General features: G+C 65.5%; 21 protein-coding genes. 11 read left to right on the top strand and 10 right to left on the bottom strand.

From position 1 onward, the window contains the following. The first annotated feature begins 199 nt into the window (after positions 1-199). Entirely contained in the window at positions 200-412 is a 213-nt protein-coding gene (locus QXZ94_RS04885; RefSeq protein WP_006611186.1) for a DUF3126 family protein, read from the top strand. A 415-nt stretch (positions 413-827) separates the two neighbouring features. Here the strand turns inward: QXZ94_RS04885 and QXZ94_RS04890 are convergent, their stop codons facing one another. Beyond that, entirely contained in the window at positions 828-1,526 is a 699-nt protein-coding gene (locus QXZ94_RS04890) for a hypothetical protein (RefSeq protein WP_315719482.1), read from the bottom strand. A gap of 194 nt (positions 1,527-1,720) precedes the next feature. Between QXZ94_RS04890 and QXZ94_RS04895 the strand changes: the two genes are divergently transcribed. Together QXZ94_RS04895 and QXZ94_RS04900 are read left to right on the top strand one after the other, a co-directional pair. Beyond that, positions 1,721-2,050, top strand: a complete 330-nt coding sequence (locus tag QXZ94_RS04895) for a DUF6949 family protein (RefSeq protein WP_172115419.1) — start codon at positions 1,721-1,723, stop codon at positions 2,048-2,050. Between the two features lie 86 nt (positions 2,051-2,136). Further along, entirely contained in the window at positions 2,137-2,667 is a 531-nt protein-coding gene (locus QXZ94_RS04900) for a gamma carbonic anhydrase family protein (protein ID WP_315719483.1), read from the top strand. 50 nt (positions 2,668-2,717) lie between these two features. Here the strand turns inward: QXZ94_RS04900 and QXZ94_RS04905 are convergent, their stop codons facing one another. After that, entirely contained in the window at positions 2,718-2,885 is a 168-nt protein-coding gene (locus QXZ94_RS04905) for a hypothetical protein (protein WP_315719484.1), read from the bottom strand. Continuing rightward, complete coding sequence (locus QXZ94_RS04910; protein WP_315719485.1) at positions 2,882-3,169, bottom strand: hypothetical protein; 288 nt, start codon at positions 3,167-3,169, stop codon at positions 2,882-2,884. Before QXZ94_RS04910 ends, QXZ94_RS04905 begins: the two co-directional genes overlap by 4 nt. A 75-nt stretch (positions 3,170-3,244) precedes the next feature. Between QXZ94_RS04910 and QXZ94_RS04915 the strand changes: the two genes are divergently transcribed. The 3 genes from QXZ94_RS04915 to QXZ94_RS04925 all read left to right on the top strand — a co-directional run bounded on the left by QXZ94_RS04915 (position 3,245) and on the right by QXZ94_RS04925 (position 4,536). Further along, on the top strand, positions 3,245-3,796 hold the full coding sequence (locus QXZ94_RS04915) for a hypothetical protein (RefSeq protein ID WP_315719486.1): 552 nt from the start codon (positions 3,245-3,247) through the stop codon (positions 3,794-3,796). Positions 3,797-3,958: 162 nt separating this feature from the next. Then, on the top strand, positions 3,959-4,261 hold the full coding sequence (locus QXZ94_RS04920; protein ID WP_315719487.1) for a hypothetical protein: 303 nt from the start codon (positions 3,959-3,961) through the stop codon (positions 4,259-4,261). Positions 4,262-4,395: 134 nt separating this feature from the next. After that, positions 4,396-4,536, top strand: a complete 141-nt coding sequence (locus QXZ94_RS04925; protein ID WP_172115385.1) for a hypothetical protein — start codon at positions 4,396-4,398, stop codon at positions 4,534-4,536. 162 nt (positions 4,537-4,698) lie between these two features. Here the strand turns inward: QXZ94_RS04925 and QXZ94_RS04930 are convergent, their stop codons facing one another. The 6 genes from QXZ94_RS04930 to QXZ94_RS04955 form a co-directional block, all read right to left on the bottom strand. Further along, positions 4,699-5,586 (bottom strand): dienelactone hydrolase family protein, encoded by an 888-nt coding sequence (locus tag QXZ94_RS04930; protein WP_409998728.1) that lies wholly within the window; start codon positions 5,584-5,586, stop codon positions 4,699-4,701. A 330-nt stretch (positions 5,587-5,916) separates the two neighbouring features. Further along, positions 5,917-6,435: a hypothetical protein gene (locus QXZ94_RS04935; protein WP_315719488.1), complete on the bottom strand. Its 519-nt coding sequence runs from the start codon at positions 6,433-6,435 to the stop codon at positions 5,917-5,919. Positions 6,436-6,688: 253 nt separating this feature from the next. Beyond that, positions 6,689-7,111 (bottom strand): hypothetical protein, encoded by a 423-nt coding sequence (locus QXZ94_RS04940; RefSeq protein ID WP_246739381.1) that lies wholly within the window; start codon positions 7,109-7,111, stop codon positions 6,689-6,691. A 224-nt stretch (positions 7,112-7,335) separates the two neighbouring features. Then, the gene (locus QXZ94_RS04945) at positions 7,336-7,962 is read right to left on the bottom strand and encodes a transglutaminase-like cysteine peptidase (RefSeq protein ID WP_315719489.1); all 627 of its coding nucleotides are present in this window, start codon (positions 7,960-7,962) and stop codon (positions 7,336-7,338) included. Positions 7,963-8,293: 331 nt separating this feature from the next. After that, positions 8,294-8,908 carry a PilZ domain-containing protein gene (locus QXZ94_RS04950; protein ID WP_172107890.1) on the bottom strand — a complete coding sequence of 205 codons (615 nt, stop codon included), beginning with the start codon at positions 8,906-8,908 and terminating at the stop codon, positions 8,294-8,296. 284 nt (positions 8,909-9,192) lie between these two features. Next, a complete protein-coding gene (locus QXZ94_RS04955) occupies positions 9,193-9,750 on the bottom strand; it encodes a PAS domain-containing protein (protein WP_172130913.1) in 558 nt (185 codons plus the stop codon). 529 nt (positions 9,751-10,279) lie between these two features. On the opposite strand from QXZ94_RS04955, the gene QXZ94_RS04960 reads away from it, so the two are divergent. Continuing rightward, a complete protein-coding gene (locus QXZ94_RS04960; protein WP_315726104.1) occupies positions 10,280-11,074 on the top strand; it encodes a rhomboid family intramembrane serine protease in 795 nt (264 codons plus the stop codon). A gap of 273 nt (positions 11,075-11,347) precedes the next feature. Then, on the top strand, positions 11,348-11,776 hold the full coding sequence (locus QXZ94_RS04965; RefSeq protein WP_172107895.1) for a CBS domain-containing protein: 429 nt from the start codon (positions 11,348-11,350) through the stop codon (positions 11,774-11,776). Here the strand turns inward: QXZ94_RS04965 and QXZ94_RS04970 are convergent. Beyond that, a complete protein-coding gene (locus QXZ94_RS04970) occupies positions 11,763-12,779 on the bottom strand; it encodes a patatin-like phospholipase family protein (protein WP_315719490.1) in 1,017 nt (338 codons plus the stop codon). The two genes, QXZ94_RS04965 and QXZ94_RS04970, sit on opposite strands and share 14 nt — an antisense overlap. A 257-nt stretch (positions 12,780-13,036) precedes the next feature. Here QXZ94_RS04970 and QXZ94_RS04975 point away from each other — a divergent pair, with 257 nt between their 5' ends. The 3 genes from QXZ94_RS04975 (at position 13,037) to QXZ94_RS04985 (ending at position 14,793) form a co-directional block, all read left to right on the top strand. Next, positions 13,037-14,116 carry a hypothetical protein gene (locus QXZ94_RS04975; protein WP_376698579.1) on the top strand — a complete coding sequence of 360 codons (1,080 nt, stop codon included), beginning with the start codon at positions 13,037-13,039 and terminating at the stop codon, positions 14,114-14,116. Positions 14,117-14,180: 64 nt separating this feature from the next. After that, the gene (locus QXZ94_RS04980; protein WP_315719491.1) at positions 14,181-14,351 is read left to right on the top strand and encodes an RNA polymerase sigma factor region1.1 domain-containing protein; all 171 of its coding nucleotides are present in this window, start codon (positions 14,181-14,183) and stop codon (positions 14,349-14,351) included. 241 nt (positions 14,352-14,592) lie between these two features. Beyond that, the gene (locus QXZ94_RS04985; protein WP_315719492.1) at positions 14,593-14,793 is read left to right on the top strand and encodes a hypothetical protein; all 201 of its coding nucleotides are present in this window, start codon (positions 14,593-14,595) and stop codon (positions 14,791-14,793) included. Positions 14,794-14,801 lie beyond the last annotated feature (8 nt).

The following is a 14,801-nucleotide window of genomic DNA, read 5'->3' on the forward strand; positions in this document are numbered from 1 at the left end:
GGCGGTCTGTGGATCTGACGATCCGCCATTGCCGCGGCGGACTGAATGTGAGATCCACGTCGTCCCTTTCAGGTCCGTTCGATGACGCCGGCGTCCGTGCCGGGATCGACGGGATGAACTAACAAGCTTCGAGGTCACGGGCGTGCGCTGCGTCACGTCCCTGGACAACAAGCAAACCCGCTTTGATTGGAGATCACCCGTGGACGTTCAGGAAGTCAGGAAGCTCGACGCGTATCTGAAGCGCGTGTTCGGCAATCCCAAGATCCGCGTCGTGCCGCGGCCGAAGAAGGAGGACTCCGCCGAGGTCTATATCGGCGAGGAGTTCATCGGCGTTCTGTTCGTCGACGACGAGGACGACGATCGCTCGTTCCAGTTCCAGATGGCGATCCTGGAAGACGACCTGGTCGAGTAGGTAAGTAGCCCAGCATTTGCGCAATCGGCATTGGGCGCCGCGCAAGTACAACTGGAGGCGCGGTGCCAGTGAATGCGCCTTCTCCCCTTGTTGTGGGAGAGGGCCATGCCGGGCGATCAGCATGCTCGCTTGGGGGAGGGGTCTCTCTCCGCGAGTGATGTTCGTCGAGAGATACCCCTCACCCAAGCGCGTTTGCGGCTCTGTCCTCCATGCCTTCCTCTCGCAAGGGGAGAGGGCGCATTCACGAGCACTGCGCCAACGTGTCGGCGTCATCTGCCGACGCTCACGTGCCGTGCTCATGAGCTGAATGGTGAGTAACAAGCGTCGCCCGCATGAGCGAAGCGACATGCGGGTTCACACGCGCCGTGTCGGAGGACCCGGATGTCGCTGCGCTCATCCGGGCCACCATCAACGACTACTTCACCGCATGCATCTGCGCCGTCAGCCGCTCCATCGCGGCCGCGACGTCCTGCCATTGCGACAGCCAGCTGCGCGGGAAGCGAAACACGAGGTCCGCGCCGTCGATGCGGCGCTCGCTGAGGCACATGCCGGGCGTGGACGCATCGCGGGTGCAGCGCGCCACCAATGCGGGCTGCTCGGCTGCGAACAGGTCCTCGACATCGTAGGGCGTGCCGGCGCGGAAGCCGCGCATCGTCAATCCGTCCTGCACCGAGACCGGCGCAGGGTTCAGATAGCGCGGATAGATCGTCTTCAGCCGCGCCTCCGGCGAAAGCGCATCGTGATGCGCCGAGATCGAGACGAAGATGCGGTCGATCGGATGCGGTGCCTGATCGATCTGATCGGCGCTGACATGGTGTGGCGCCTCGGGCGGGGTCAGCGAGGGATAGTCAAAGCCGAGATCGACCCGTTCCTGCGGGCCAGTATGGCGCTGGATCTTCACCCTGATGGCCGCCGCCGGTACGTTGAAGATGGTGCCGCCGATGCTCACCGGCAGGCGCTCCGGTCCCTTGAAGGTGCCGGCTCGCCACGTCGGCCATAGCAGGTAGGCTACGACCGCCACGGCAGCGGCCGCCAGCATGCAGCCGATCATGATCGGCACGGCATGGCCATGTCCGTTCGAAGGGCGGGCACTGCGGACCGAAAACATCGTCATGGCGGGCAGGGGATCTCTGGGCCGAATCACTGCGACTATGCCACGTCGATACGCTTTTCTGCAGGATCTTACCGGCACAGCGCTGCGCTTTTGCCGCAGGCTCGATTAACCCTTTCTTAAGGATAATGTGGCGGGCGCCTCGGGATTTTGCCAAACCAGCATCGGGCAGTTCTGCAAGTGTGTGGGTGCGTACGATGTCGGCAGAGGCGTTCAATTCGCTGTTCTCGCTCCTGATCGGTTTCGCCTTGGCCGGCGCTCTGGCCAGCGGCTATCAGGCCTACGCCGAGCGTCCGCCCGGGTTCGAGCTGTTGCAGGAGGGCGTGACGCCGCGCCGTTTTGCGGCCGTGCCGTTCCTGGTGTTCGCCGCCCCCTTCATCATCATGCGCAACACGCTGCGCGGCGCCCGGATCGAGCGCCGCCGCTTCGAGTTCGTGATGCTGGCCACCGTGATCGCCGGCTTCTGGAGCATGATGTCCGGCACGTTCGTCGTGATGACGCTGCGCGCCGCCGGCGTGCTGACCTGAGTTCCACATCCGGGCCGTGCTGCTGCCCGGTTGCTTGAAATTATTCGGCGGGCTGTGCCAAGGTCACCTGCGAACGGGAGACCTCGATGGCCATCTACGAACTCGACGGGCGGGGGCCCGAGCTGCCTGCGGACGGCAACTACTATATCGCCGACAATGCGACCGTGATCGGCCGTGTGAAGCTCGCCAGGGAGGTCACCGTCTGGTTCGGCGCGGTCATTCGCGGCGACAATGACTGGATCGAGATTGGCGAAGGCTCCAACGTCCAGGACAATGCCACCTGTCACGTCGATCCCGGCTTCCCGCTGCGTGTCGGTCGCAACGTCACGGTCGGCCACAACGTGATCCTGCACGGCTGCACCGTCGAGGACGACGCGCTGATCGGCATGGGCTCGATCGTCATGAACGGCGCGCACATCCGCCGCGGCAGCGTCGTCGGCGCCGGCGCCATCGTCACCGAAGGCAAGGACTTTCCGGAGTATTCGCTGATCGTCGGCGCGCCCGCCCGTGTCGTGCGCACGCTCGAGCCGGCGCAGGTCGAGCGCATGGGCATCGCGGCCAAGGCCTACGTCGCCAAGGGACCGCGCTATACCAAGGGGCTGAAGAAAATCGGCTGAGGCGCCCGAGCGCGCGAGCGGCTGGTCACGCCGATGTCACGTGCCCGATGTCACGTGCCCTCGGACTCGCCGGCCTCGCGCGCACTGGCGATCCGCTCGTGGCCGCTCGCCCACAACGCATGCTGTTCGCTGCCGTCCTGATAGGGATTGGCCTCGGCCGGAATGTTGTCGCGCGCCGCGCGCTCGCCCTGCTCGAACGGATCGGGGTCGGTGCTCATGCTGACGTCTTGCTCCTCTTTCTCGGCCTGGTCTTGACCCTGGTCCTCGGCTTGGCGCCATCGCTTGGCGTGCCCGGGCCATCGCCGTTCTCAACTGCACTCCTGCGCAGTGCGTCCTTCAAGTCGGCCGGCACACCGTGCTTTTCGAGCAGGTCCATGAACGCCTCGTCGGCGAGATCCTGCAGGCTCAGCATCTGATCGCGGCCGAGCTGCTTGAGCTTGTCGAACGTGTCCTGGTCGAAGGCGATCAGTTTGCGCACGAACCCTTGGTCTCCTCGGCTCATCAATCCTCTCCGCTCCCCATTCGTTCCGGAACACGCTCTCGCCGGTCGGGTTGAGATGTAAAGGGAGAGCATTCGATGGCCAGATTTTCAGTCGGCACATTGATCGTGATTGCCGGGCTCGGCACCGCGACCGCCGTGTTCGCGCAAGGCGGCGGAGGCGGTGCTGGCGGAGCAGGCGGCGGCGCTGCAGGTGGTGGCGCCGCGACCAGCGGCACCGGGAGCGGAGCGACCGGCGGCAGCGTCGGCGCTTCCAATGCAGGCAGCGCTGCGGGAGCAGCGGGCACCGGCGCGGGCAGCACGAGCGGTCTTTCCACGGGAAATGCCGCCGGCCTGGGCAACGCGCAGGTCGATCCGAACGGCGTCGGCAATGGCGCGCGCCTGTCGCAACCGGGCACGCCGGGTGCCAACGGCACCAATAGTCTCGGGACGGCGCAATCGACCGGCTCGGGCGTCGGCGGCTCCGGGTCCGGCAATGCGGGCACGACCACCGGCACCGGGCGCGGCGCCGCCGGCGGCACTGCTGCGACCGGACCGAACCGGGCCGGCGATGCGACGGAGGACGCCGAGATTCAGCGGGAGAACCGGACCGTCGATCGGAAGGTCAAGAGCATCTGCAGAGGTTGCTGAGTATTGCCGTGGTCCGGCGATGTGATGCGCAGACATCAGATCGCGCAGAAGTGAGCGCATCTGCCCGCGAGCTGTTCCAAATCAGGCTTTAAGAGTTGGCGTTGCAATGACGGACATCATTGCAGCGGCTCAACCTGGCCTGCGGAATTTGGAGACGGATCGATGCGCGAGAAGATCATGGGATTGCTGGTGGGCGGCGCTGTCGCGCTGATGGTGCTTCCCGGCTCGGCTTCGGCGCGCGGGCCGGGCGGCTTTCATGGCGGCGGATTCCATCATGGCGGATTCCATCATGGCTTCGGTCCGGGCTTCGCGCTCGGTTTTGGCTTCGGCTATCCCGCCTACTACGGCGGCTATCCGTACTACTACCCCTACACTTATGAGGATCTCGGCGGCTGCTATGTCGTCAAGAAACGCGTGCGGACAGCGCACGGCTGGCGCCTTCGTCCGATCGAAGTCTGCGAATGAACGGGTGAACCCGCGGGCGGGGTGCTGCGTTGCCAGTCACTTCGCCTTAACGATATCTCGTCACGATTTCTTGCCGGTGCGATGAACGCCGGCAATGGAGAAAGAGCTGGCGCAACGCTTGCAGGGATCCAGGCATGATGAATTCACTCACATCCCCTGAACTCACCTTCCTCTTCATGGGCATCGTCGTCAGTCTCGGTGCCGCGCTGGTCTGGATGGCCTGGGAGCTCGAGCAGGGCGCCCGCCAACCGGCAAGAGTGCGCCGGCGGCGCTGATCCCCGGCGCATCCTCGTCGTCCGGGACGCTGCCGATACCCCGGATGAGCGAAGCGATATCCGGGCTCGCATGACGTGCGACGATGAACCCGGATGCCGCTTCGCGCATCCGGGCTTCGCTCGATGCTTCGTGCCTTCCACGCGGTGGGAAAATGTGCGTCGTCAGCTCAGTACGCCATACCCCCTGAACCATGCCTGCATCTGCGCCCAGGCGTCCTCGGCGGCGTCCTTGCGATAGCTCGGGCGGTAGTCGGCATGAAAGCCGTGCGGCGCGCCGGGATAGATCTTGAACTCGGCGGTCTTCTTGTTCTCCGCGAGCGCGGTCTTCATCGCCTCGACGCTGGTGACGGGAATGCCGGTGTCGGCCTCGCCGTAGAGTCCGAGCACCGGGGCCTTCATCTCCGGCGCAAGCTGCGTCGGGCTCTTCGGCCAGACCGGATTGGGCGGATCGGTCAGCGGGCCGTAGAATGCCACGCCGGCCTTCAGCCCGCCATTGTGTGCCGCGTATTCCCACACATTGCGGCCGCCGCGGCAGAAGCCGACGATGCCGAGACGCGAGGTGTCGCCGCCCTGCGACTTGGCCCAGGCCACCGTTGCATCGAGATCCGACAGCAGCTCCGCGTCGGGCTTGGCGTTGACGATCGGCAGCAGATCCTTGATCTCGGCCATTTTGGTGAGGTCCGCCCCCTTGCGGAAGTAGTAGTCGGGGGCGACGGCGAACGCGCCGAGCTTGGCGAGGCGCCGCGTCACGTCCTTGATGTATTGATGCAGGCCGAATATCTCCATCGCCACCAGCACGACGGGCGGATTGCTGGCGCTGGCGGGCCTGGCGAAATAGGCCGGCATCTCGCCGTCGGCGACCTTCACCTTGGCATCGCCGGCATTGAGGCCGCTCGTGTCGGTGGTGATGACCTCGGCCCGGACGGGGCCGGCGGCGAGCGTGTAGCCGGCCGTCACGGCGGCGGACGCGGTCATGAAGCCGCGGCGTGAGAACGGGGCGACTTTGGTCAATCCGATGACATCGGATGTCGGTTCAGCTTCGACGGACATGCGGGCTCCTCCCGAACGGTGAGGCGCGCATTGAGCAGAGAAGTGGCGCTCAAAAGCAAGTCACCAGCCGGAGAGCGCTAAGGTCCGGCAACGCGGGTCCGTGAAGATGCTGCGATCGGGGACAACTACAAAGAACAAGGCCGTCGGCGCAGTATGGCGCCAACGACCTTGCCAGCCCCGGATATTGAAATTGGCCCTGCGCCATCCTGAAATTGGCTCGCCATCCGGTGACCTCAAGATGGCCCGATTCCGCAGCCTGCTGTGTGAAGCACTTCACAAGGCCCCGGGAAAATTCGGCAGGATTCGTACAGGCAGGATAGGTGGGTCGAATTAGCTGCGGTTGCGGCGATGTCGATGACCGTTGCGGCTCGCATGGGCGCGCGAACGGATGCTGCGATTGCGCGGCGGCGGCGCGGCCTGCTCGGAGGATTGCGTGCTGGCGAAGGACTGGCGCAGGCCATCGATGGAGTCCTTCAGGGTCGAGACCTGATCGGACAGCCGTTTGGTGTCGGCCTGCTGGGCGGCGAGCAGGCGGCGCATGCTCTGCAACTGCTCCTGCATCATCTGCAGCTGATCGATCGATTCCTGCTGGGTGGCTTCCAGGCCCTTGGTCTTTTCCACCAACTGCTCGGAGGCCTGCACCGTCCTGGCCTGCAACTGCCGCGTCACCGCCCCGCGCTCGGCCTCGCCCGGTGATCCACCATAGGCGCGCCACAGCATGATGCCGCCGATGCCGGCGACCAGCACCAGGAGAGTTGCCGCTGCCAGCGCGATCGGCTGTGAGCTCTTGACGGCGCCGACGTTGGACTTTTCGACATAGCGTCTGGTGTCGCGCGTCACCGGGTTCATCACGAAACCACCTTGAATCGGAAAAAAGCTTCGGAAGCCGCTCGAAAATGCAGCGGCGGAAAAGTCATATCGTCGGGACGGGGCCCCGCGCAGACAACGCAAGACCTCCGCGCCCGGGTCCCGGCCGCAAGACTCTATTAGCAAATCGGACAAAAGAGAGGCGTGCAAGGCCGAAAACTGCGGTTCGGCAGGCGACGGTGTGACGGTATTATCGGACCTTGAGCGGCGGCCCTGAGCCAGAGGCGTCAGGGACTTATTGGGTCGCGTTGCAGTTCCGGCAGATGTTGAGCTTCTGCTTGAGGCGCGCCTCGTCGGCGAGGTCGGCTGCCTGTTCCTCCTCCCAGCTCATCCGGCCGCGAGCGCCGGAGCTGGACTGCGAGGACATCACGTCCACACGTTGGTCGCCGCGGCGCTTGCCGCCCTTGCGCGCGGGGCCGCCGATATCGGGCTCCATCACCATCTCGGTGTCGGACTCGGAGGTGGCGACGCGTCCGTCCCAATCGGCCGCCGCAGCCGTCTGCGGTCCCGCCATGGCGGGGGCGGCAGCCATCGCCGGGGTCGCCGCCGGCGGATTGGCCGAGGCCATCGGACCCGAGCAGCCGGTGCCCGACATGCAGCAATTCGCCAGGGTCAGGGCCGCGGCCAGAAGCGTCGCGCTTCGCAGGATCATCATCATGCCGACAACCTAAACCCGACGGTCGAGGGAAAACAAGGTTGGCCGGCAACCGCCGCGCCTTGCCTGCGGGGTATCGTCAAAGCAAGGCCAAAAAAAGTTGCGGCCAGCCCTTGGGGGAGAGCTGGCCGCGCGCGAACCGGTCTGGGACGGGGAGGGGTGGGGATGTGACCGGGTCGCGTAACTCGAATGTCTCTGGCTCTAGGTTCAGCGCTCTCGGGCGCTCCTTAGCGCTCTCGGGCGCTGGCGGTGGCCACTGCCGGGCGGGCGTCGCCGAGCGAGACCCAGACGTTCGGGTCGCTCTGCGACTGCCGCTTGACGAAGCGGTAGCCGGTGTCGGTCCAGGCGACGACGCTCTCGTTCTGATTGTCGAGCACGTATTCGCCCTTGTCGGTCTTCACGGTGAGGACGGCATGTCCTTCACCCTTCTTGTCGCGCACCACCGTGATCAGCAGCGCCTCGCGGGGCCAGCCGGCATCGATCAGCAGCTTGCGCTTCAACAGCACGTAATCCTCGCAGTCGCCATAGCCGTCCGACGGCAGCGACCATTTCTCGACCACGCCCCAATGGTCCATGTCGGTGATCGGCTTGACGTTCTCATTGACCCAGCGATTGACCTTTATCAGGTCCCGCCACGCCGTCTGGGACAGCACGATGTCGCGGGGCTGCGACGCGCCGCCGCGGCATTCCACAGGGGTCTCGGTGCAGAACTCGATCCAGCCGATCGGGGCCCGCGTGGTGTCGCCGAGGCTCGCATAGAGCACCCGGTCATCACCGGCATGCGCCATCGTCCCCATCGCCATCAGGAAGGCGACCACCGCCAACCCTTTTGCCTGTCCCGTCCGCTTGACCATTTTGGCCCCCGTTTTGTTGGGACCATGTGTCTCACAAAGATTTTTCGCTGCCGCTAAATCGCCACGATGGATTTGACGAAAACCCAATTCAAACAAGACGATAATTCGAAGATCTGTTGAATCGAATTTGCCTAAAATTTGAATCGATCGCGCTTGATTCAAATGCCGTGCATTAAGACGCAAAACGCTGCCGTTGCAGCTTGGCCGGCGCTTTTCGGACGGCGAATTAACTGCGCTGAGCACCGCGTGCGATGGCCGAACGCCACACGGCGCCCGCGGTGGCGGACGCCGTGCACTCCGTGAAGTTGCGGGATTTGCAGGACTTGCGGCTTTACCGCGCGGTAACGCTCTCTTCGAGCGTTTCGGCGAGCTGCGCGTGCATGAACTCGATGGCGAAGCCGCCTTCGAGATTTCGCACCACGCGCGCCTGCACGCGGCCGAGCATGACCAGGGATTTCAGTGGCGGCTTGCTTTCCGCCGCGATGGCCGCGCCCGACAGCGACATGTCGATGATGCGGCACGTCATCTTGGTGCCGTCCTCGAGCGTGAGCACCGCGATCGGGTTGCGCGGAATGATACGGTCGTGGCGGCGATCCTCCGGCAAATTGAGGATGTCGCGGTTGGCGAGCCAGGTCAGCTGTGCGGCGAGCTTGTCGCGCTTGCGCGCGGTGGCGCCGATCGTCATCGCGAAGCCGTTGTCGATGATGCGGGTGATCTTGCCCTCGACGCGGCCGATATGGTCGAGATAGGCGATCACGCGGTCGCCGACATTGCCGATGCCCGGTGCCAGCAGCGCAAGGCCGCCGGGCGACATGTTGATCACCTGGCACGGAAACTCACGCCGGTCGGGCAGCATGTAGCGGCCGAGCAGGTGGACCTTGACCCGCTGGAAACGGCGGCGCTCCTCGGCGGCCGGAAGGGATTGTTTTTTGTTCGGCAACGCCATGTTTCGCCACTCAAAGCCGGTTCTTAGCTGACCGGCGGATCCAGCAACGAAACTAAATGCTGCACGGTTAATTCAGCGTTATCGCAGCACCGCGGGCGTTCATGTTGTTCGCGGCTTTGTGGGCAGTTCCGGCCGATACGACCGCAATGGCGTTGCCCGCATCAGCGCGGCGACATGCCGGTTCAAGAGAGCTCGTCGTGAGAGTCCGGACGATCTTGTGGCCATCGTGAAGCGCCGTTTCGGCGAACCGGCATGTCGCTGCGCTGATACGGGCTAGAGGAGCTTCAGCGGAGGCCCTCATACACCATCAGGCCGCGGGCCAGCGCCAGCTTGCGCAGCGTGCGCGGCACGATCGGCTCGACGGGAGGATGGATGTAGCGCCAGGAGACCATCTCGAGCGGCCCGAGCGCACCTTGCGGCGCCTCGAACGGGGCGAGCAGGCCGGTGAGGCTGATCGGCTCGTGCGCGCGTGGGGCGAACGGCAGCAGCAGCAGTTCGAAATGGGCCGTGGTGCGATCCGGCGCCAGCGCCGTCACGCCGGCGATCGCCGGCAGCGTCTCCTCGCAGACCACCGTCGCGATCTCCTCGATCTCGCGGCGGCTCTGGTGCGTGAACTGCGCCGGAAAGCTCTTGTCCTTGACGTCGCCGCCGAGCAGGGCGCACAGCCGCGTGCCGGCCATGCGGAACGGAAAGCCGCTGTCGGCATCGCAGGACAGGACGAAGATGTCGCCGAGCAGCTCGCGCACGGCCGACGGCTCGAAGTCGCAGCGCTCCGGCGCCTTGGCGTGGCCGCGCCTGTCGTTCCAATAGGCGAAGAGCTCGCGATTGGACGGATGTTTCATCTGGATGACCCCTCGCGCCCTCGACGTTGTCAGGACATCGCTGTCCCGCTTTCGTCCAGGCGCCTCCCTGGTTGTTTGTGCAGGAGGGGCTGTGCAGCGTCCATGCCGATGGTGCGATCGTGCCGGCTTTCTCCTCGGCTTCCGCGCGTTAAGGTTAAATTAACGATGTGCTTGGCTTCGGCCGCGGGATCGTTAAGAAAGCGTTCATCCGATCGCGGCCGGAAGGTGGAAGGTCCGCCGCGAAACGGTGAGGTACACGAGGCGTCGAACACAACAAGTCCGGTCGCCGCGACGGGGAGGGGTGGGGACAGCACCCCGGGCTCTCCGGACGCGCAAAAAGACCGGCGGATCTTGCGAGGGAGGGCTTTCTCAGGGCTCTCCCTCTTTTCTTTTCAGATCCCGCTCGTTCGAGGCCCGGGCAGGCCGGGCCTCCAGGCCGCACATCAACTCTGCATGTGTGCGCTTGCGCAATTCCGCCAAAGCCGCCTATCTGACGGATCTGTTCCTCTCGTCGAAGGCGTGCGTTCCCTTGGATTCCCCGTCAGACCTCACGCAAGATCCGCCGCTTCGGGACACGCGGGAGCCGATGCTGAACCTGCCGGGCGCGCTGACCGCCTATATCGTGCTGATCGCCGTGATCCATCTGCGCGTGCTGCTGCCCGAGGAATGGGACGCGGCGATCATCAACCTGTTCGCCTTTGTGCCGAAACGATACGACCAGACCCTGCTGGATGGCCCGTTCCCGGGCGGCACACCCGCCAAGATCTGGACCTTCGTCAGCTACTCGCTGCTGCACGCCAATCTGACGCATATCGGCTTCAACGTGCTGTGGCTGCTGCCGTTCGGCAGCGCGCTGGCGCGCCGCTTCGGCGCGCTCAGGTTCTATCTGTTCATGGCAGCCACGGCCGCAGCCGGTGCGCTCGCGCATCTGCTCACCCATGAGCATGCGCTGGCGCCGATGATCGGTGCCTCGGCCTCGGTGTCGGGCGCGATGGCCGCGGCGATGCGCTTTGCCTTCGTTCGCGGCGGCTTCCTGTCGTTCAGCCGCGGCGATGCCGAGGCGGCGGCAAGAGTGCCGGCCCTGTCGCTGTCGCGTGCGCTGCGCAATCCGCGGGTGCTCGGCTTCCTTGCGGTGTGGTTCGGCGTCAACATCCTGTTCGGCGCCTTCGACCTCACACCCGGCGCCGAGGGGGCCGATGTCGCCTGGCAGGCGCATATCGGCGGTTTCGTCGCCGGCCTCATCCTGTTTGCGCTGTTCGATCCGGTCCCGCATGTGCGCGACGATGCTGCACCTGCGTTGCCGTCGGAGCCGATCGACGGTTAGTTGCCGCATTCCTGCGCTTGCGAGCGCGGGCGAATTCATTCATCATTTGCGTCCGATGCAACCGGGGCACGACTCCGGGCAAATAGGGCAGGCCTTTTTCCTGGCCATCCGCCGGTCTGCCGAGCGCAGTGCAACCCAAGCGTGACGGGCGCATTGCCAGACTGCGATCGAGTCTCGTGACTCGACGATCAGCGTGACTGAAGACGACTGCATGCATCGGCCGCAAGGACGCCTCGCTCAAGAAGGCGCATCGGCCTCTCAAGGAGATGAGCAATGACAGTACGTGCGATCCTCGACACCAAGGGCCACAAGGTCGAGAGCGTCGAAGCCCAGACCACACTCGCCGAAGCCGCCAAGCTGCTGGCCGATCGCAAGATCGGCGCGGTGCTGGTGATGTCGGGCACGCGGATGGAGGGCATTCTCTCCGAACGCGACATCGTCCGCTCGCTCGGCGAGCGGGGCGCCACGGCGCTCACCGAGCCGGTGTCCAGCGTCATGACCCGCCGCGTCGTCAGCTGCAAGCCGGCCGACACTGTGGCCTCGATCATGGAGATGATGACCAACGGCAAGTTCCGCCATCTGCCGGTGATCGAAGGCGGCGTGGTGGTCGGCCTGATCTCGATCGGCGACGTCGTGAAGTGGCGCGTCCAGGAATACGAGACCGAGCAGGAAGCGCTGCGTCAGTACATCAAGACGGCGTAGCCCCGCCGCCGGCCGGCGCCGCCGCGCCGATTGCGTCCTGGATCGAATCCAGCGCACGTTCGGCGGCCCTGGCGCCGAACGCGATGAGATCGGCTGCACGGTGAAAATCGAACCAGCCGATCTGGCCGACGCGCGGCGAGATCAGAAGATCGGGCGGATCGCCGGCGAGCCGGGCGCGGGTGATGCGGTCCTGCATGATGTTGAAGGCGTCGACCATGACCGAGGAGATCCCGGGCCGGCCGCCGCCGCCGAAGAACTGCCGTTTCACCGCGCGCTCCGGCGAGAACAGCTTGCCGAAGCGACGCTTGGCCGGCGCGCTCTCCATCACCGTTTCCGGCACCTCGACCGGCTGGCCATGCGAGTAGATCGTCGTCGAATGCGTGAACACGTCGCTCGACAGGTTGGCGGCGATCACGATCTCGGCGCCGAGCGCGCGTGCGGCCGACACCGGCACCGGATTGACCATGGCGCCGTCGACCAGCCAGCGGTCGCCGATCAGCACCGGCGCGAAGATGCCGGGCAGGGCGTAGGAGGCGCGCATGGCATCGACCAGGCTGCCATGGGTCAGCCAGATCTCGTGTCCGGTTCGGATCTCGGTCGCGACGGTCGCGACCTTCATCGGCAGCTCCTCGATCGCGACGCGGCCGAGCGAGGCCTCCAGCTGGGCCGCAAGCTTCTCGCCGCCGATCAGGCCGGAGCCGTTGAGACGGATGTCGAGATAGCCGAGCACGTTGCGCATCTGCAGGCTGCGCGCCCATTCCTCCAACGTGTCGAGCTGGCCTGCCGCATAGGCGCCGCCCACCACCGCGCCGATCGAGGTGCCGACCACGACGTCCGGCACGATGCCGTGCGCCATCAGGGTCCGGATCACGCCGATATGGGCAAAGCCGCGCGCCGCACCGCCGCCGAGTGCAAGCCCGATGACCGGCTTGCGGATCGTGCCGAGACCGACATTGGCGTTTTCGCCTCCGCCCTGGCGGCGTCCCTTCAAGATATCCAGCACTTGTCGTCTCCACGCTTACGCAACTTTGTGCAACGAGTCGGCAACGGACTCATGACGCCGTCGAGCGTACCAGAAGCATCCTTCATGCCGGTTCACGGGAGCACCCGATGCCGTCGATTTGAAGGGGCAGAGCGGTTCGCTCGAGGCTGCGCCCGTGCCACCGCGCAGGCCTGCGGCCAAGCCGCGCGGCCGCGTCCGGTTCCCCTGGCACAGCGCAGTACAGGCTTGAATTCGCCGCGTTTTCGGTCAAAAGCAGGATGATGACGAGAGGTCGCGGATCCCAGGGTTTCCGGCGCAGCGGGCAGCTATGGCTTGTGCTCGCTTTGTCGTGCCCGTTCGCCGGACTCCTCGCACCGCCCGCCGCAGCCCAGCTGTTCAGCGATCGTCCGCCGCCGGTTCCGCCCGCTTCGGTGCCGGATCCCGGCGCCGCCGTCAGCCTGGCGCCGCCCTCCGGCCCTGCGGCAGGTCCCATCCTGCCCCCTGCGCCGCAGGCCTTGCCTGGACCGCCGGTGGCCGCGATTCCCCCCGGAGCACCCGCCGCCATCCCGCCGGTCGCCGCTCCTCCTGCGGCGGCGCCCAATCAGGGCGTGCTGTCGCTGTCGGCGCGCTACGGCAAGGATCTGCCGGGTATCAATGGCGGGCTGGTCTGGCGCGTCTTCTCCGACCGGCCCGACGAGACCGGCGCCTTCAAGATGCTGCGTGAGGATCGCGGCGCCACGCCGAACATCGTGCTGCCGCCCGGCAACTACGTCGTTCACGTCGCGCTTGGACTCGTCAGCGCGGTCAGGACCGTGAGCCTGAAGACGGAGACCGATCGCGAATCCTTCCTGCTGCCGGCTGGCGGCCTGCGCCTCGAGGGCAGGGTCGGCACCAGCAAGATCCCGCAGAACCAGATCTCGTTCGCGATCTACAAGGGCAGCCAGTTCGACGGCCGCGAGCGTGCGCCGCTGGTGCCGAACGTCGCCGCCGGCGACATGCTGATGCTGCCGGAGGGGACCTACTACATCGTCTCCAACTATGGCGACGCCAATTCGGTGGTGCGCTCCGACATCCGTGTCCAGGCCAGCAAGCTCACCGACGTCACCGTCACCCACCGCGCCGCGGTCATCACCTTGAAGCTCGTCTCCGACAAGGGCGGCGAGGCACTGGCCAACACCGCCTGGTCCGTCATCAACCCCGGCGGCGACGTGATCAAGGAATCGGTCGGCGCCTTCCCCAAGGTCGTGCTCTCCGAAGGCGACTACCGCGCCATCGCCAAGAACGAAGGCAAGGTGTTCGAACGCTCCTTCAGCGTGGTCAACGGCGTCGACGGCGAGGTCGAGGTGCTGGCGCGGTAAGACGTGCGCACGCGACACCGACTCTTCCCGCTATCTATGAGAGCCAATCTCCGGGGAGAGCTGTATGCAGATGTCCGACATCATCCGCCATGCCATCGAGATCGGTGAACGCAAGGGCTGGATCACGTTCGATGAGCTCAACGCGCTTTGCCCGGGAAGCACGGTCGAACCCGAGGACATTGAGCGGCTCATGGAGGCGCTCAGCGACGCGGGCATTCGTCTGGAGGAGGAGTGATGCGAGCGCAGAGTTTTTGTAGGATCGCGTCCCACCACCGCTGTCGTCCCGGCGAACGCCGGGACCCATACCGCGGATGCTGTCGGGGGACGTAGCTGTCAGCGGCCCGCATCACCGCAGCCGGTGGCTGGGTCCCGGCTCGAGGCAGGGCTATCGCATATGGTCAATCTGAGTGTGTCGCGAAACCGTCTCCACATCGTCATGCCCGGGCTCCGTCCCGGGCATCCACGTCGTTCTCAGCATGCTGGACGACGTGGATGGCCGGGACAAGCCCGGCCATGACGACGCGGAGGGAGAGGGGCGCAAAACATTGACGCCATATGCGATAGCCCTGCGGCTCGAGGCCGGCACGACAGAAGTGATTGTCGAAGCAGTGGTGCGCGACACGACTGCCCAACTCGTGACGCCTTTGCCCGTCGGGTTACTTTGTCGCAGTTATTAGTCCTTGCG

This window comes from Bradyrhizobium sp. SZCCHNS2022 (assembly GCF_032377575.1).
In the GTDB taxonomy this organism is placed as follows: Bacteria; Pseudomonadota; Alphaproteobacteria; order Rhizobiales; family Xanthobacteraceae; genus Bradyrhizobium; species Bradyrhizobium aeschynomenes.